Here is an 18855-nt window from a genome sequence, read left to right as displayed (position 1 = left end):
AACGAGTTTAGAACTTTAGATTTATTTTTGGATTTCAGCGACTCGACTATCTCGTTACGTTTGTGTTACATGCTGTTGTTTTTGTGTACGAGCCGTTACATGCCGTAAATACTGTTCATCAGTTCGCGCAAGTACAATAGTGAGTATGACGTATCAAGAGCCGCAATCGCAGTCGCAGTCGCAATCGCCGCGTGAGCATGAAATGCATAATCAAAGTGAGCAGGGCGGAAATAAGCTAGATTTAGCTTCGCTTTTCCCTGCAAAAGGTGACGATAGGCGTCCGCCAGACTGGCTTGGGCGCGCGCTTATTTACGTTGCAATTGTTGCTTTTTTGTCGATTTTCTTATGGTTTGCATGGGGAAGTATTTCCTTCATTGTTTTCGACGTTATTGTTTCAATTTTTATAGCGCTCGCAATGGAGCCTCTTGTAATCAAATTAGTTAAGCACGGCTGGCGTCGTGGTGTTGCTTCCGGTTTTACGCTAACAAGTCTTCTTGTTATTATTGGCTTACTTTTGGGCTTGTTTGGTAATTTGTTTGCTCAGCAGGCTGTTTCTATGGTTTTGGGTTTGCCAGATTTATACAATCAGTTTGCTGGATTTGTGCTTCATTCCACTGGTTTTAGAATGCCGAATATTGAGCAGCTTGGTATGGAAATTTTGAAGCATGTGCAAACTTCTTGGGTGGTTGATTTTGCTGGTCAAGCTTTGAATACAACGTGGGGTGTGCTCACCTTCTTGCTTGATTTGCTCACAATTCTTATGGTGACTTACTACATTTCTGCAGCCGGCCCTAAAATGCGCAGAAGCATGTGCCGCTGGATGAATCCTCAGTCTCAGCGCAGATTCCTATTTATTTGGTCGGTTGTACAGGAGCAGATTTCCAGCTTCCTGTTTTCGCGAATTATTTTAGCCGCAATCAACGCAGCTGGAACTGCAATTTTCCTCGTAATAATGGGCGTTCCTTACTGGCTGCCTTTGTCTTTGTTCTGTGGAATTGTTTCGCAATTTGTACCAACTGTTGGTACTTATCTTGGTGGTGCTTTGCCGATTCTTTTTGCTTGGGGTTCTAAAGGTTTTGGTGCAGCTCTTGCAACGTTAATTTTTATTACGATTTATCAGCAGATTGAAAATATGGTGATTTCTCCTAAGATTTCCGAAAAGACTATGGATTTGAATCCTGCTGTTGCGTTTCTTTCTGTTCTTATATTGGGCGCTGTTTTTGGCGCTCTTGGAGCGTTCTTGGCTTTGCCGGTTACTGCAAGTTTGCAGGCGATTTTTAAGGTTTGCACTAAGCAGTATTATCTGGTTTCTTCGCCTCTTATGGACGATCCAAAGCCTGAGCATAAGTCGATTATGGTAAGGTGCTTTGAATCTATTAGATGCAACTTTATGAAGCCTGTAAGCGATAGTGTTCAGCGCGTTATGAAGGGCACGAGTTCGCGCGTTTCTATGAATGAAGATATTTTGTACTGGTATAAGCAAGCGTATGTGGCTGATTCGGAAGATGCAAATAACGATAACGCAACTTCTTCTGATTCAGATCAGCTTGAAGCTTTAGAAACGATGCCGATTTCTCGCGAAATATTAGATCAAGTAAATAAAGACCTTGCTTTGAATAGTCGCAAGCGCGCGAATCGACAGCAGCGAGCTAGTAGCGAGCAGCGCTCTAGTAGTCAGCAGTGCGCTAGTAGCGAAAAAAATACTAAAAACGTAAAAAATAACGTAAAAAATAATCCACGGAGCGGTTGGAAGCGATGATTTTTCTATCAATATTTGACGTATTAGTAATAATTATTGGCATAAGCAGCGTTGCCTACCAGGGCGTGTGCGCTGTGGCGTCGCTATTTGCTAAGCCTATTGTTTTTCCAGACGCTCCAATGGATAAGCATTACGCAGTTCTTATTTCTGCCCGAAATGAGGAAGCTGTAATCGGAAATCTTATTCACTGTATTCAAACGCAAACCTACCCGCATGATCTAATTGATATTTGGCTTGTTGCCGACAACTGCACAGACGAAACCGCCAAAGTTGGGCGAGACGCTGGATGCAACGTAATCGAGCGCTTCGATAAAGAGCATATTGGCAAAGGTTTTGCGCTCAGCTATTTGCTTGACCACATTATGAAAATTGGTGCGGATAAGGTTTACGACGCTTACTTCGTTTTTGACGCCGACAATAAACTCGACCTTCACTATTTTGAGGAGATGAACAAAGGCTTCCACGCTGGCTACCAGATTTTAACCAGCTACCGAAATTCCGTAAATCTTTCCGACAACTGGGTTTCTTCCGGATCTGCGCTTTGGTTTATTCGAGAGTCGCGCTTTACTAACAACTCTCGCATGCTTTTTGGCTCCAGCTGCCACGCAGGCGGCACCGGCTTCATGTTCTCTCGCGAAATTATGCACAGAAATCGCGGATGGAAATTCCATCTTCTTACCGAAGACCTTGAGTTTACAATGGATTCAATTCTTCACGGAGACAAGGTTGGCTACTGCGGTTCGGCTGTGCTTTACGACGAGCAGCCAGTGTCGTTTAGACAAAGTTGGAGGCAGCGCCTTCGCTGGAGTAAAGGCTTTTTGCAAGTATTCCGCTACTACGGAGCCGCTCTTATTCGCCACGGTATTCGAGAACGCGATTTTTCCTCCGTGGACTTTACGCTTATGCTTTGCCCATTCATGGTGTTGGCGATTATACGATTAATTTTGGGATTCGTGTTCGCCGCATTCGGCTTCGTAACGTGGACGAGTCAAATAGAGTCCTCGCTAAACCTCATAACCACTACTGTTACAAGCGTTTTTGGAATGATGGTGTTCGTGTCGCTTACGATTTTAGTTGAGCACGATAAGCTTGGGGCCACGAATAAGGAGCTATTTGCGTACGCTCTTAGCTTCCCGATTTTTATGCTTTCGTACGTGCCTATTGCGTTCCAAGCTATTTTCTCCAAGAGTGAGTGGAAGCCGATTCAGCACACCGGTCACTGAGCGAAAGAATGAAATTCTCTAGTGTTGCGCGAGTTTTGGGGGATTTCTCTCCTCGCACGTCCCGTCCTTCGGGCGCTCTGGCTGTTAAAGGCGTTTAGTGTGTTCGCCTATCTTTAAAGAATGTAGCTTCTCAGTCCTCTTTTAGTGCTCGTAAAGAAATCCCCCAAACTCTGCATGCTAATTCGTTAATAACCGTGCACATCGCAGAGATTTTTCGATTTTTCTTCTTCGCTCGACGAATCAGCAGCCTACGGCTCTGACGTTCGCCTCTCTCAGTGCGAAAAATCTCAAATCTCACCACGCGAATATTAGTACATTGGAGTTAGCGTACGGAACAGGTGGTGGTGTGATGAGGGGGGGGGATTGCTGAAAAATCGCGAGTATGAGATAATAGAAGCCCTGGTGTAAACGTGCGATTGCGCATAATGTGGCGCAATGCGTGCGTTTATCTGTATACTGCGAGGTTTCTATGGTAGATTCTGTTTCGTCTGAGTATCTGTCTGAGTATCCGTCTGAGTATCCGTCCGGAAATGCTTCTGCTGAGGGCATTCCAGTTTTTGGCGCAAACACTTACGCAGCTGACAGCGAAGAAGTTCCAGCGGTTTCTATTCGCGGATTTGTTAAGACTTTCGGCAAAAAAGTTGCTGTAGATAATCTTTCCTTAGACATTCCAGCAGGATCTTTCTACGGATTGGTTGGCCCTAACGGTGCTGGTAAAACTACCACGATTAAAATGCTTACGGGTTTGCTTATGCCAGATGCTGGCTCTGCTTCGATTTTTGGCAACGACGTTTGGAGTGACGTAAATAGTGCTAAGCGCGCAATCGGTTTAATGCCACAAGCGGACGAAATTTTTAAAACTATTACCGGCCTTCAGCTTTTAACTTACGCTGGCATGCTTCGCGATATGAGCCGCGCGGAATCCGTAAAGCGCGCAAACGACCTGCTTTCTGCATTCGACTTAACAGAAGCTGCAAACACTATGGTTTCTGACTATTCAACTGGTATGACTAAGAAGATTTGCCTTGCAACAGCTATGATTCACAGCCCGCGCGTGCTTGTGCTCGATGAGCCTTTTGAGGCAGTGGACCCTGTTTCTAGCGCAAATTTGAAGGATATTCTGGCCGAATATGTTTCTACTGGTGGAACGGTGATTATTTCTTCGCACGTTATGGAATTAGTCGAAAAAATGTGCTCGCACGTGGCAATTATTAACGAAGGTCATGTTGCAGCTGCTGGAACTCTTGAAGAGGTGGCTCAAGGCAAGAATCTTGAAGATCGCTTTATGGAGCTTGTTGGCGGACGCCACGCTGCTGCGCGTATCGACTGGCTTAACGGCGGCAATAGCGCAACACCAATCGCAAGTAATTACAACGCGTGAGCGAAAGGCGGTAAGTAATCATGTCTATGATTTTTACAATGGTTCGCCTTCGCTGGGCGCTTACTTTTTCTGTTATGCGAAAGTCTATTTGGCAAAAAATCGGCTTTGGCATAGCAATTGTTTTTGGACTTGCGCTTATATGCGCTCTTGGCTTTGCAGGCTGGGAAGCAGGAAAGTATCTTGATCCAGGCATGCTTCCAGATACTAAAAATTGGCAGGAATTCCAAGCTCTTCCAATAATGGTTGCGTCTATTGTGTCAATTTTTACGCTTTTTATAAACCTGTTTATGTTTGGAAGTGACACAACACTAAAGTCGCGTAGTTTTGCGCTTTACGGCATTCCTTACGTAAAGCAGCAAGCTGGTATGCTTCTTGGCTCTCTTTTTGGAGCGCTTTCTATAAGCAGCACAATCGCGCTTGTTTTGTGGTCTTTAGCGTACCGAAGCTTTGGAATTGTGCCAGTTTTAGTAAGCGTAATCGCGGCTCCGCTTTACGTTGCAACAATCGTGTCTTTAAGCAAAATGCTTATTGAACTTTTAGACACTATTTTAATAAACAAGCATTCAAGAAACATTTTTTACTTTGCTATTTTTATAGCGTACATGATTTTTGTTGCATCAATGAACGGGCATGGTAGTTCACAAAATAAAATTTTGATCAGCTCAAGTTTGTGCTCTGTATCTGCTTTTACGCCATTAAGTGCAGCTATGGCTTTGCCGCTCGATGCTATTAATGGAAATTGGCTTGCCCTTGCTACTCGCTTCCTTATTTGCGTTGTAACGATTGCTGTTTGCTTTGCAATCTCCGTGTTCTGTGCAAAATTAGAACCTAAGCTACTGCGCAGTGAACAAAAAACAGTTGTTAAAACTAAGGGAATTGGCTTATTTGCAGCAGTTCCAGACAACACAGTCGGTGCGATTATTGCACGAATTATTAGCGTTATGAGAAGAGATATGCGCCAGCTATTTTTGCTTCTTATGCCTCTTTTTATGCTGATAGTTCCAACTGCAAGTCTTACTGGTTCCATAGGCTTTAAGGGTTTGGCAGATGGTTTAGGCGTATCTGGCTGGCTTATGTATGCTGCTTTGATGATTGGCATGGTTGTTGGAAACAATATTGCTTACGATGGCACAGCTTTTACTATGCACGCGATTATTGGCGTAAAAGGCGTGAACGATCGATTAGCGCATTCAATAGTTTGGTCCGTGATTTGCGTTGTGTATTTTGCTCTTCTTGGAGTAGGATTTTACGTTTTCCTTTTCCTTGTAGCAAATATTCAACAAAGTGTAAATGCGGTTATGTTCCAGATTCTTTCACCAATCGGAGTAGCTTTTGCTTCCATAGGTATTGGCTCAGTTTCTTCGTGCATTGCAATGTACCCTGTAGCGTCAATCGAAAAGCCATTTTCTAGGCCGCAAGGTTCTGCAGGCGCTAGATCCCTTGCTCCAATAGGTTTTACGCTTCTTGCTGCAGTATGCATGATTCCATCTATTGCTGCAGCTATGGCATTTTTGGCTATTAACATGAATCTTTTGTGGATTGCAAGCATTCTGTTCATAGTAAACGGCTTGGTTGTTCTAGTTGTTGGCGTGATTCTTGGCGGCAAAGTAATGGATAAGCGCATGATTCGCATTGTTGAAAACTTGCGCAGATTCGCGTCTATTACTGCGTAACTTACGCACGCTTTGTTGCAAGCGCAATGTATAGTTAAGCGCGGTATTTGCAATCGATTTAAAGGTGTGCTCGCATGAAAAGTAGTAAAGGCTCAGACGATGCCTTAAATGCTTCTAATGCGAGCACGCCAAAATCAAGCGATTCGCCAGAACCAATCGATTCTCTAAAATCAAGTGACTCCATAAAATCAATCGATTCGTTGGAATCAATCGATTCTAAAAAACCAAGCAAATACGCTGCTATGGTTTTAAGAAGCCGGTATCCATCTCGTTGGCGTTTTCTTATTGCAAGTTTGGCTGCAATACTTAGCCTTATTGTTATGGTTACATACGTTTCGCTTGACGTATGCGATATTTTGCCAGGTCCGTTAACTTTGCGCTTGCAACACAAATCAACTGTTGTGTCTTCTCCGCGCTCTTTGCTTAGTGTTCCTTCTTTAGCAAAAGGTGCAACTTACGGAAAGCCTATTGATCGCGAGCAATCTCAGAAGCTTATTGACGCTTTAATTGCCGATCCTTCAATAAGCGATAATACTTCTGTAGTAATTATGGATGCTAATGGAAGTGTGATTGCATCTCACGAAGCGAATACTCCTCGAGAGCCTGCGTCAACTCTTAAAACCCTAACTGCAGCCGTTGCTTCAAGAACGTTGGATATGGGCTCAACTCTTGATACTCAAGTATTTTTGCTGCCTAAATCAGCTAAAGATTCTGCTAAATCGCACGGCTCAAAGTCTGGATCAAAGTCCGGCTCAAACTTGCGCAAAATTGTGCTTCGCGGCAATGGCGATATGCTTCTTGGTGTTGGCGAAAACGATTGGTCTCACGTAAACGGTAGGGCTGGTTTAACAACTTTAGCTAAAAGAACTGCAGCCGCCTTAAAGCTAGATAATATTCACGAAGTTTCTCTTTCGCTTGACGATTCTCTATTTGGAGCAAAGCGCGCTCCTGCTCTTGTTTACGAAACGGATACTGAGCGCCGTTTTTATGCCGAAACTTCGTCTATGGCTATTGACGATGCTCGTCAGCGTGATCTTCAAGTTCTTGGTATTGATGCCGATGCAATAACAGATTTTCCGCTTTCGGATCCGCATCCAGCTTTAAGCGTAGGCCAAGTTTTTGCAAGGCTGCTTATTAAGCAAGGAATTGAAGTACGAAATTATTCCGATAAAACAGATAAAAATGCGGAAAATTCTACTGAAAATTCCTCGAATAGTAGCAAAAATTCCGAAGATGAAAATAAGTCGGAAGATTCTCAAAATCCTGAAATTGAAGTAAGCGAAACGCGCCCGCTAATATCTGAAAATTCGCGTCTTCTTGCGCAAGTTTCTTCAGCGCCTCTTAATGAAGTTATGTCTTATATGCTTCGACTTTCAGATAACACTTTGGCAGAAGAATTTGGCCGTTTAACTGCTATTGCGGCTCATAAAAGCAATTCTCCAGAGGGTGCAGTTCAGGCTGTAGAAGAGGGATTGCATAAGCTTAAAATCAGCACGCGCGGATTGCATATGTCTGATTGCTCGGGATTGTCTCCAAAATCTCATGTTCTTGTTACAACTTTGGCAAAAGTTCAGGTGCTAAATATTAAGGCAGATTCTGGGGGAGCTGCTTCTTCTGAAGGATTGTCATTGCCGGGCTTAGTTGGCACTTCTAGGAAGCGTTTGGCGGATGAGTCTGCTGCAGGACTTTTGCGCGTAAAAACAGGTTCATTAAGCGAAGTAAGTTCCATGTCTGGAAACGTATCTCGAAAAAGCGGTGGCGTTTTAACTTTCGCTGTTGTTGCAAATCAACCCTACGATTTTTGGGGAGCTTTTGTGGCAATTAACAAGTTCATGGCTCAGCTTCCAAACCTCTAATATTTTTCTTGATGATTTTCTGCTATTAGTCGCGCTACACTAGACGATATGGTTTACTCGTCTTGTATGCGCGCAGGAATCGGCGCAATAAATCGTTGCTTCGACAAGCTTTCGCTTCAAAGCCAAGATTCGTGTTTTAACGAGCACGGCACGCATGAGACTGCAATCGATGCTCCTTTAGTTCTTGTTGCTTGCTCCGGAGGCAGGGATTCGCTCGCTCTTACAGCGCTTAGTGCAATTGTTTGCGCATCTCGAGGGCTTCGTTGCGGCGTAGTAATTGTTGACCACCATATTCAACCTAATTCAACACAAGTTGCCGGCGAAGCTGCTAAACGCTGTATTCAGGCTGGAATAAACGAAAAATACGTTTTTATTAAGTCTGTTCAAGTAAAAGATTCTGGCGAAGGTGAAGAATCTGCAGCAAGGTTTGCGCGCTACGAAGCTATTATTGAAGTCGCAAAAATTCAGAAAGCAGCCGTAGTTCTACTAGCTCACACTGCTAACGATCAAGCAGAAACAGTTCTTATTGGCTTAAAAGATTCTGCAGGATTAGAAGCAGTTGCTGGTATGAAAGCTGTAACCTTGCGCCAAAACGTGCGTTTCGCGCGTCCTCTTATTGAGCTTACACGCAATCAAACTACTGGAATTTGCGAAGATTTGGGAATTTCTTGGTGGGATGATCCTACTAATGGAGACACGTCTGCACAAAATCTTGAGCTTTGTGAAAATTACCCTTTGCGCTCTAGGATTAGGCACACTCTTATGCCATATATTTCGCGCTTTTTACAAGCAGATATGGTTACTATACTTTCCAGAGGCGCCGATTTTGCTCAAGATGATCTTGACTACATAAATTCTAAAGTAGACGAAGCTTACGAAACTATTTTGCAATCTAACGAAAAATCTCAAGAAATAGTTTTGGACGCAAAAAAATTATCCCAGTATCACCCTTCAATTCGCCGTCGTGTTATAGCAAGAGCTTTAACAGCGCTTTTACTGCGTTTTAGCGCAAGTCACATAAAAGCAATCGACGAACTTTGCGTAAATTGGCACGGACAAAAGCCTATTTCGCTACCGAATCATTATGAAGCGTTGCGGCACGCTCGTAACATCGTCATTCGTTTATGCCAAGATAGTGAACATGCAAGTTGCAGATATACGAGATGACATTGACTATGAATTAATCAGCCACGAAGACCTTATGAAGCGTATTCGTGAGGTTGCAAAGCAAGTGAGCGAAGATTACAAAAATCGTAATATTTTGCTCGTAGCAGTGCTTAAAGGCGCTGTTAATACGCTTGCTATTTTTTCTCAAGAGCTGAGCGTTAATGCGCCAATGGACTTTATGAGTTTGTCAAGCTACGGCAGTGGTACTCAAACTAGCGGGCAGATTAAGGTTCGTGAAGATTTAAGTACGGATGTTCGTGGCAAAGATATTCTTATTGTTGAAGATATTGTTGATTCCGGTCGAACTCTCGATTGGTTGGTAAACGAGTTGAAGGGTCGCGGAGCTAACAGCGTTAAAGTTTTTGCGCTGCTAAGCAAACCAGCTCGCCGCGAAGTTGACGTTAAAATCGACTACACGGGATTTGAAATTCCGGATGCTTTCGTCGTCGGCTTTGGTATGGATTACGACGAGCGTTACCGCAATCTCAATAGTATTGCAGTATTAAAGCCATCAGTTTATGGCGATTAAGCTTCGTGTATAGAGCTTACTTTATTCTTTATTCAAAATTCTTACCTGAATTTTTATAGAAATTAGGGAGTTTGAAAGGAGCCTTATTACATGGGCGCTTCTCCTATGACACCGCAAGGCCCAATGGGCGGCCCTGGGCGCGGAAATAACGGAAATAACCCGTTCTTAACCCCGCTAAACCCTAGGAATTCGCGAAATAACGGCCAGCGTAACAACAATAATAAAGGCAATAACGACGGCAAAGACGGCAAAGACGGCAACAATAAGTCTCGTCGCCCAATCTGGCAGTCTCCATGGACGTGGATTGTTCTGCTAGTACTTCTTGCTGTAGTCGGCTTCCAAATGTTTGCAAAAACAGGTTCGCAAACTATTGATACCCAAGACGGTATTGAGTTATTGCGCTCGCATAAAGCAAACTATGCCGAAATTATTGATAACAAGCAGCTTGTGAAGCTTACTCTCGACAAAAAGTTTAGTAAGTATAGTAAGCGAGATAAGCAGAAGCATGATTACGGCAAAGATGTGCAATTCTACTACACTATTGCTCAAGGCAAGTCGATTATTCAGGAAGTTGAAAAAGCCAAGCCGTCTAATGGTTGGACTGCAAACTTGCAATCTTCCGGAATTTTCTCCTATCTTGTAACTTCGCTTGTGCCTATTCTTTTCTTCCTTGGCATGATTTGGTTCATGTTTAGTCGCATTGGCGGTGCCGGCGGCGGAATGCTTGGAATGGGCGGCGGTCGCGGCCGTGGAAAGCTTGTTGAAGGTCAAACTCCTAAGACTAAGTTTGCAGATGTTGCCGGTGAGCAGGCTGCTGTTGAAGAGGTTGAGGAAATTAAGGACTTCTTAAAGGATCCTTCGCGCTACAAGGCTTTGGGTGCGCGTATTCCTCGAGGCGTTCTTCTTTACGGCCCTCCAGGAACTGGTAAAACATTGCTTGCGCGCGCTATTGCAGGCGAAGCTGGAGTGCCGTTCTACGCAATGGCAGGTTCTGACTTCGTTGAAATGTTCGTAGGCTTGGGCGCGTCTCGTGTTCGTGAGCTTTTTGACGAAGCTAAGAAGAATGCTCCTGCAATCATCTTTATTGATGAGATTGATGCTGTTGGTCGTCGTCGCGGAAGCGGCATGACTGGCGGCCACGATGAGCGCGAGCAGACTCTTAATCAGCTTCTTGTGGAAATGGACGGCTTCGACAACGACACTAATTTGATTATTATTGCCGCAACTAACCGTCCGGATGTGCTCGATTCCGCACTTCTTCGCCCTGGCCGTTTTGACCGTCAGGTGGCTGTTGAGGCTCCTGATTTGGAAGGCCGCGAAGCAATTTTGAAGGTTCACGCAAAGGGCAAGCCTTTTGTTCCAGACGTTGATCTTCATATGGTTGCTGTGCGCACTCCTGGTTTTACGGGCGCAGATTTGGCTAACGTTCTTAACGAAGCTGCTTTGCTTTGTGCTCGTTCAGGCGCGCAATACATTGATAATCGCGCTATTGATGAGGCAATTGACCGCGTTCAGGCGGGTCCTCGCAGAAAGTCTAAGGGAATGGCTTTGGACGAGTTGCGTAATACCGCTTACCACGAGGGTGGTCACGCTTTGGTTGCAGCGGCTTTGCACAATACGGATCCTGTTACAAAGGTGACTATTTTGCCACGAGGCCACGCACTTGGCTACACGGCTGTTATGCCAACTACGGATCGTTATTCGCAGTCGCGCAACGAGCTTCTTGATCAAATGGCTTACGCTATGGGCGGACGCACTGCTGAAGAAGTTGTGTTCCACGATCCAACAACCGGAGCTTCTAACGATATTGAAAAAGCTACGGCTATTGCTCGAAAGATGGTTGTGGAGTTTGGTTTCTCTGCAAAGCTTGGAGCAGTTAAGTGGATGGATGCGGACGATGACGCTTCCGGATCTCTTGACTCTTTGCAGCCACGCAAGTTCTCGAACCGCACGGCTGAAGTTATTGATGAGGAAGTTCATAAGCTTATTGAAACTGCTCATACTGAAGCGTGGGAGATTATTAACAATAATCGCGACGTTTTGGACGAGCTTGTTCGTCAGCTTCTTGAAAAAGAAACGCTTAACGAGAAGGAGCTTAAGGAAATCTTTAGTAAGATTCGTAAGGCTCCGGAGCGTACTCTTTGGCTTTCTAACGACCAGCGTCCGGATTCAGATATTCCGCCTGTGGAAATTCCGGAAAGTTTAAGACGAAATGTAGAAGGAAAATCTGAGTAAAATTAGGTATTTTCATTTTGCATCTAGTAGAATGTAACAAAACGCTGGTTTGCGCAAACAAAGTCAAAAACAAAAGCGCAAATCAAAAGTAAAGCAAAAAAGTAAAAATCGAATATTAAAACTGAGAAAGCAGCACAACAGCAATCGTAAATATTGCTATTGTGCGCTTTCTCGTATAGGCGGGGAGAAAAGCAGTGGAAGAAAATAGTTATAGCCTTATACGGCTTAACGGTGTGAGGCCTAATGTTAACGACATTGTTATTGGCTTATACACGAATATTCGCATTGACGCGGTTCTAAAAGTTGATTTGAGCAGAGCGTTTGCTGGTAACGATACTCACGCAATTGATATTCCTCAATTGACGGATCGTCTTGCTTTTTCGTTAAGGCAGTGCGAGCACGATGATGAAATTGAAGATAATCCATCAATCGCCTTGGAGCTTATAACTAATAAGGTTGCGGATTCTGTTATGCGCACATGGCAGGTTGTGGAAGCAGATGTTACTGTTCGCGCTTCGGTTCGCAGCAACTACTACGGCTTGCAAAGCGAAGTTGACGACGTTGCTATTACTGTGCATCGTGTTGCTAAAAGAGAGTACGACATGTCTAACAGAGCAGTTCCCGAAAGTATTGCGCATGTTGCTGTTAGAAGTGGAAAAGTTGATATTGATGATTTAGAAGATAGTCCGAATGCAGACTACTTCCGTAAGCTTATAGAACAGAACGAAGAAGAAAATAAGCGTATTGAAGATGCAGAAGCTGCTGCAGCGGCTCAAGCAGCTATAGATATTGCGAATGCTGCAGCTGAAGATTATATGGGTAATTCTGCAGAAGGTGACGCTGCTAATAAGTCTTGCAGTGCTGACGGCGAGGCTGAAAAAGTTGAGAATTCTTGCGAAAATGCATGCGAGAAGACTTGCGAGAATGACGGCGAAAATACTTGCGAAAATACTTGCGAAAACCTGGGTGAAAACCTGTACGAAAAGCTGTACGAAAAGCTGTACGAAAATCTGGACGAAAACCAATTAAATAATCCAGGAAACGAAATGGCTGCGGGCGAAGAAAGACACCGATTTTTCGACGTAGACCCGCTTCAAATGCGCACAACTTTGGTAATCTCAATGAGGGGTGTCGCTAATCATGCTACGCGTTCTGCTATGCTGAAAATAGTTGCACTTCTTGAGCAAGATGGAAAAACTCGTGTAGACGGCATATCTGCGTTATATGTTGCAAATGCGCTTGATGCTGACTACTACACTTGCGTTTTCCTTCTTTCCTCAACTGTCGACGAGTATGAAATGTTGCGTTTAGTTCGTATTGTTTCTTGTTCAGATAAAGACAAAATAACTCTTCGCGTTCTAGGCTCTCGTTCATACGGAGCACCTGCTACGGAAACTGAATCAATAAATCCGGAAGGGCTGCCACAAGAAATTGCGGAAATGGTAACAGTGGATCCTAAATCACCTGAACTTATGCCATGGATGCAAATTGAGTCGGACGCTGCTTTGGATCACAACCCGCTTTCGTATTCTTTAGCTCTTGCTTTAGATACTCAAACTGTTGGTATATACTCAGATCAATGGCTTTTAGGGGATGATTATTAATGAAAGCGTATCGTACACCTTGGTGGTATCTGGTATTAGGTCTGCTGTTTGGCTTTGTACTAGGCGCATTTCTTGTGTCGTCAACAGAGTCTAGTGCTATGTCTCTTGCCGGAGCGCCGTGGGTTGTTGTGTCAATCATGGTAGTTGCCGGTGTTGCAACATTTGTTATGGCTTTGCAAACTCACTTAAGTGTTAGTGAAAAAGCTAAGAAAAACAATAAGCACACAAGTCCGCAGTTTGCTGTTGCCGCTTTGATGTTGTCGAAGTCATTGGGAATGGCTGGAGCTATTTTGGCTGGCTGGTATATAGGTCAGCTGTTAATGAGTTTGCCGCACAGCGAAATGGTGTTTTATAACTCGGTTGTTGTGCGCGAGTGTTCTATTGCAGGATTTGTTTGCTTTGTAGATATGCTTGTTGGCATTTTGGGCGAGTTTCTTTGCCAGTTGCCGCCAGAAGATGGTGCGGAGTCTACAAAAAAGTCTGACCGTACGCCGGCAACCTGCTAGTTTTGCGTATAACTATTTAGTTTTACGTAATGCTATTTAGTTTCGCTCAATAACTTATTGCTTTTAATAAAGCAGTAAACGCTGGAATTTCAACGTTTATAAGGATGGTATATTACTTTGGCTGAATTTATCTATCAGATGATTAAAGCGCGTAAGTCTTATGGAGATCGCGTAATTCTCGACGACGTTACTTTAAGCTTCCTTCCGGGCGCAAAAATTGGTGTTGTTGGCCCGAACGGCATGGGTAAGTCTACGCTGCTGAAAATTATGGCCGGTTTGGAAAATGTTACCAACGGCGAAGCTTCTTTGACTCCGGGCTATACGGTAGGTATTTTGCAGCAGGAGCCGCCGCTGGACGAAACTAAAACAGTTGGCGAAAATATTAAGATGGCATTTGGTGAGATTGCGCAAAAAGTAGCGCGTTTTAACCAAATCGGCGAAGAAATGGCAAATCCTGACGCTGATTTTGATGCCTTAATGGAAGAAATGGGCAAGCTGCAAACCGAGATTGATGCAGCAAACGGTTGGGATTTGGACTCGCAACTTGAGCAGGCTATGGACGCTTTGCAATGCCCAGATCCGGATTCTCCCGTTTCTGTGTGCTCTGGTGGTGAGAGGCGTCGAGTGGCATTGTGCAAGCTTTTGCTTGAAGCTCCAGACTTGCTTCTTTTGGACGAGCCTACAAACCACTTGGATGCGGAATCTATTTTGTGGCTGGAACAGTTCTTGCACAAGTATGAAGGCGCTGTTATTGCAGTAACGCACGATCGTTACTTTATGGACAATGTTGCAGAGTGGATTTGCGAAGTTGATCGCGGCCAGCTTTACCCATACAAGGGCAACTATTCCACGTACTTGGAAACCAAAGCCAAGCGTATGGAGATTCAGGGCTTAAAGGATGCCAAGCTCGCCAAGCGTTTGAAGAACGAACTTGACTGGGTGCGTAGTTCGCCGAAAGCTCGCCAAGCAAAGAACAAGGCGCGTTTGGAACGCTACGATCAAATGGAGCAGGAAGCACGCAATTCTAAGAAGCTTGACTTTTCCGAAATTCAGATTCCAGCAGGCCCACGCTTGGGTTCTCAAGTTTTGGAAGCAAAGCATATTCACAAGGCTTTTGGCGACCGCGTGCTAATCGACGATTTGTCGTTTACCTTACCGCGTAACGGTATTGTTGGCGTGATTGGCCCGAACGGCGTTGGTAAGTCTACGCTGTTTAAGACGATTGTGGGCTTGGAACCGCTTTCCGGCGGCGAGCTTATTGTTGGCGATACGGTGAAGATTTCTTACGTTGACCAGAATCGCGCTGGCTTGGATCCAAACAAGAACTTGTGGGAAGCTGTTTCTGGTGGCCTTGATTATATTGAGGTTGCAGGAGTTGAAATTCCTACGCGCGCGTACGTTGCAAGCTTTGGTTTTAAGGGTTCGGATCAGCAGAAGCTTACGGGAGTGCTTTCCGGCGGTGAGCGTAACCGTTTGAACTTGGCTTTGACTCTTAAGCAGGGTGGAAACTTGCTTCTTCTTGATGAGCCTACGAACGATTTGGATGTTGAGACTTTGGAAAGCTTGGAAAATGCTTTGATTGAGTTCCCAGGCTGCGCGGTGGTTGTTTCGCACGATCGCTGGTTCCTTGACCGCGTTGCTACGCATATTCTTGCGTGGGAAGGCGACGACGAGAATCCTGCAAAATGGTACTGGTTCGAAGGTAACTTCCAAGCGTACGAAGAAAACAAGATTGCGCGCTTGGGTGAGGAAGCTGCTCGTCCGCATCGTTTGCACAGGAAGCTTACGCGCTGATTTGTTGATTTGCTGATTTGCTGATTTGCGCATAAGGTGACGAAAGTCACAAAATTGTAATACTTGAAATGTATAAAATTTTGAGTATTATACACACTGTACTATTTTCAACCGCAGTATTAAGTCATTTGGCTTATATCAAAAGTTATAAACAATGTTATAACTGTTATAACCAAAGCATTTATACTGCGGTTGAAGACTATTGTTATAAACGCTAATTTTTCTACTGCTGCCGAAATACGCATTAAGCAGTGATAGTCGAATAAACGGAGTGAAGAAAAAATGAAGAAGATTAATGAAGCGAATAATTTTGCTGCTTTAGTAAAGTCTGCTCAAAATGCTAAGTATGCACCTATTTCTAAGAGCGTGTGCGCAGCTATGCTTGCAGGTGCTATGGTGCTCGGGGGGGGGTATTCGTTTCTACTCCTGCATACGCTGACGGTTATGTAGACGGCACTGGCAACAACATTTATTACGGTTATAAAACAGACGCAAGTTATAGCGAAGCTCGTTTCCACATTGAGGTGGATTATTACGACACACTTGAGAATGCTAAGGTGGGCGGTACGACAGGCAAAAACCCGCTTGGCAAGTTTGTTCGCGTTCATTATCTTTCTAATTGCAACCAAAAGGACGGCACGGCCGACGATTGGCGATTCCGCCCAATGTGGTGGTTTGGTGTTCCAAAGGGCTTGCAGAACGTTCAGGATATTACTTATACGCGCGTTGAAAAACTGACAAAAGAGGGGGAAAAGCAACCATTTACTCCAGTTGGTTCTTCGCAGTTTAAGTTTACAAATAATAAAGGATACGGCCAGGTTTCGCAGAAGACCTACAATAAGCCGGAAGACTGGAGTAATATTTCCAACTTCTACTTTAAGGATAGTAAAGTGCTCGCCAGCAAGGGTTGGAAGCAGCTGCTTGGCCTTGATGATAAAGGAAGCAAGGGGTACGACAAAGTCGGTAATACTGAAAAGCAGTGGGAAGATTATCAGAAGGAAACCGCCGGCTTGCAAGGCATTTTTGTAGACTGGGAGTCTGCAGGTACGCGCTACTACGATATGACCTACGTTGCAGAAATGACTCAAGATGCTTGGGAAAAGCGCGATGAGCATCCGCTTCGTTTTGCGGCTGGCGTGTATCGTTTTGCTGGTAATTGGCATTATGCGGCTGGTCAAAAGCACAATACGCCAAAGATTGCAGATCATTTGACGCTTAAGTATCCTGATGTGACACTTGTTAAGAATCTTAAGAAGCTTAACAATGGCGAAAAGGGTAAAGTTAAGCAGGCTATTGAGGATGCAAACCGCGGTGAAGCTGGTGCTCAAACTCTGTTTGATAAATTAGTTAAAGACGATCAAGATGGCATTGTTATAAATGATAACGGTTCTGCCACTATTACCTTTAAGGACAAGACGACTCGCACAATTCCTGCAAGCATTCTTGTTGCAAAGGGCGAATCCGATAGCGATAAGTATAAGCCACAGATGCCTGAGCGCACGCCTGTGGTGAAGCCGGATAAGCTCACCGATGAGGACAAGAAGACTGTTCTTAAGGCGTTCAAGGAAAAGAATAAGAACAACAATGACTTTAATGATCATCTGAAGTCTGGCAATGACTCGATTAAGTTCAACGATGACGGCACGAAGCTCGTTGTAACGTACGAAGATGATTCAAAGCTTGAAATTCCTGCCTCTGAACTCGTGTATCAGGGAGCAACTATCGCCGATTGGGCTCCTTACGTTGTGCCGGACACGATTACTGTTGATAATCTGAAGCAGCTTAAGACAGACGAAATAAACCAAATTATCAAGGCTTTTGATGATGCCAACACTGGCATTACTCCTTATGATGAGTCAAAGGAAAAGAACAGCAACCAAGCACCTGTTAAGGTTTCTGATACCGGCGACGTAACCATCACCTGGAAAGATGGCTCCACCACCACCATCGACGCGTGGCAGTTCCTTAAGGAAAAGAAGAAGCAAACTCCAGAACCACAAACTCCTACTGATGAAAAAATGTTTACGGTTGATGTGCCGAAGACACCTACTCAGGTTAATTTTAATCCGTTTAATATGACCGATGATGATTTAACAAATAATAAACAGCAGATTGATGGCGTTAAATCTATGTATACTGGCGAGAAAGGTAAAGACTCTAAGAGCCCAGACACAAAAGTAAACATCACAAGTGTTGAATACAGTGTTAAAGACGGTAGTGGTTACATTACCTTTAAGGCTCAAGGATACAAAGACGCTGTATATCCAATGAGCGTGTTCTTTAAGCAGAAGGTTAGTAATCAGAATACTCAGCAGCCAGATACCGCTAATCCTCATTCTCCAACTAATATGCCTTATTATAGGTATAAGATTAATCCTGTTCAGGTTGATAATCCAAATAGTACAAACTCACAAGAGCATTTGCAGGCGCTTGTTAACTTCATTAATGCGAATTATGATGCCAATTTGCTTGTAGCTAATGTTCAATCTGGCTCGTACAGTCTTAATCGAAGCAATATGCCAGTTGCAAATACAAATGGCTTACAGCGTTATGTAAAAGGTCTAAATAGCAATGCTGGCGTGACCTCTATCAAATCTAACTCCGATGGAACTGTAAGTGTTAATGGATATGAATCAGGTGACAATAGCCCTAAGGTTTTGTTTACTGTGCCAATTAGTGAGCTTTATGTTGCTAAGCCTCAGAAAGATACAACTCTTGAAGACTTGAAGAAGCAAGCAAAAGCTTTGCTTCAACAGAAGCGTGATACTGACAAGCTGAGCAACAATGATCTCGAGCGTTCTGGTATCAAAGATGCTGGTCAGCTCAATGATAGCAAGATTGACAGCATGAATGACGAAAAGGAGCTTCGCAAGCTCATTCGCCAGCTTACCGACGCCACAAAGGCTGTGTATAAGTACAATACAAATCCGTACGGGGTTGATAATCCAGATACTATTCCTGATGAGGATTTCCAAGCTGCAGTTAAGCAATTCTTGCACGCCAATTACGATGATAGTAAGGCAAGCGCAACTGATAAGATTGATAATCTTACCTTCGCTGTTGGAAACATCGCAACTCTAACAGGTAAGGGTTGGACTCCAAAGGCAGGTACTTCCTGCTTGGAGCTT

12 protein-coding genes and 1 pseudogene are annotated in these 18855 nt (G+C 44.1%); all 13 read left to right on the top strand.

The window, feature by feature from the left end:
* Window positions 1-202: 202 nt before the first annotated feature.
* Window positions 203-1759 carry an AI-2E family transporter gene (locus tag NG78_RS05690; RefSeq protein WP_176605910.1) on the top strand — a complete coding sequence of 519 codons (1557 nt, stop codon included), beginning with the start codon at window positions 203-205 and terminating at the stop codon, window positions 1757-1759.
* Window positions 1756-2982 (top strand): glycosyltransferase family 2 protein, encoded by a 1227-nt coding sequence (locus NG78_RS05695; protein ID WP_004133674.1) that lies wholly within the window; start codon window positions 1756-1758, stop codon window positions 2980-2982. Before NG78_RS05690 ends, NG78_RS05695 begins: the two co-directional genes overlap by 4 nt.
* A gap of 469 nt (window positions 2983-3451) precedes the next feature.
* Window positions 3452-4363 carry an ABC transporter ATP-binding protein gene (locus tag NG78_RS05700; protein WP_004133673.1) on the top strand — a complete coding sequence of 304 codons (912 nt, stop codon included), beginning with the start codon at window positions 3452-3454 and terminating at the stop codon, window positions 4361-4363.
* Between the two features lie 20 nt (window positions 4364-4383).
* A complete protein-coding gene (locus NG78_RS05705; protein WP_004133672.1) occupies window positions 4384-6036 on the top strand; it encodes a hypothetical protein in 1653 nt (550 codons plus the stop codon).
* A 74-nt stretch (window positions 6037-6110) separates the two neighbouring features.
* Window positions 6111-7892 carry a D-alanyl-D-alanine carboxypeptidase gene (locus tag NG78_RS05710; protein WP_004133669.1) on the top strand — a complete coding sequence of 594 codons (1782 nt, stop codon included), beginning with the start codon at window positions 6111-6113 and terminating at the stop codon, window positions 7890-7892.
* 48 nt (window positions 7893-7940) lie between these two features.
* The gene (gene tilS / locus NG78_RS05715; RefSeq protein WP_032837625.1) at window positions 7941-9059 is read left to right on the top strand and encodes a tRNA lysidine(34) synthetase TilS; all 1119 of its coding nucleotides are present in this window, start codon (window positions 7941-7943) and stop codon (window positions 9057-9059) included.
* Window positions 9034-9588: a hypoxanthine phosphoribosyltransferase gene (gene hpt, locus NG78_RS05720; protein WP_004133666.1), complete on the top strand. Its 555-nt coding sequence runs from the start codon at window positions 9034-9036 to the stop codon at window positions 9586-9588. Before tilS ends, hpt begins: the two co-directional genes overlap by 26 nt.
* Window positions 9589-9678: 90 nt before the next feature.
* Entirely contained in the window at window positions 9679-11823 is a 2145-nt protein-coding gene (gene ftsH / locus NG78_RS05725; RefSeq protein WP_004133664.1) for an ATP-dependent zinc metalloprotease FtsH, read from the top strand.
* Window positions 11824-12017: 194 nt separating this feature from the next.
* Window positions 12018-13427, top strand: a complete 1410-nt coding sequence (locus tag NG78_RS05730; protein WP_004133662.1) for a hypothetical protein — start codon at window positions 12018-12020, stop codon at window positions 13425-13427.
* A complete protein-coding gene (locus tag NG78_RS05735) occupies window positions 13427-13933 on the top strand; it encodes a DUF3180 domain-containing protein (protein WP_004133660.1) in 507 nt (168 codons plus the stop codon). Before NG78_RS05730 ends, NG78_RS05735 begins: the two co-directional genes overlap by 1 nt.
* A gap of 117 nt (window positions 13934-14050) precedes the next feature.
* Window positions 14051-15727, top strand: coding sequence for an energy-dependent translational throttle protein EttA (ettA, locus tag NG78_RS05740; RefSeq protein ID WP_004133659.1), 1677 nt, complete (start codon window positions 14051-14053; stop codon window positions 15725-15727).
* A 282-nt stretch (window positions 15728-16009) separates the two neighbouring features.
* Complete coding sequence (locus NG78_RS06150) at window positions 16010-16177, top strand: hypothetical protein (RefSeq protein WP_004136789.1); 168 nt, start codon at window positions 16010-16012, stop codon at window positions 16175-16177.
* Window positions 16178-16284: 107 nt separating this feature from the next.
* Window positions 16285-18855: pseudogene (locus NG78_RS05745) on the top strand (GA module); the annotation flags it as partial.

Source organism: Gardnerella greenwoodii 00703Dmash (assembly GCF_000263635.1).
Taxonomy (GTDB): Bacteria; Actinomycetota; Actinomycetes; order Actinomycetales; family Bifidobacteriaceae; genus Bifidobacterium; species Bifidobacterium greenwoodii.
This window is presented reverse-complemented; position numbering and strand designations above follow the sequence as displayed.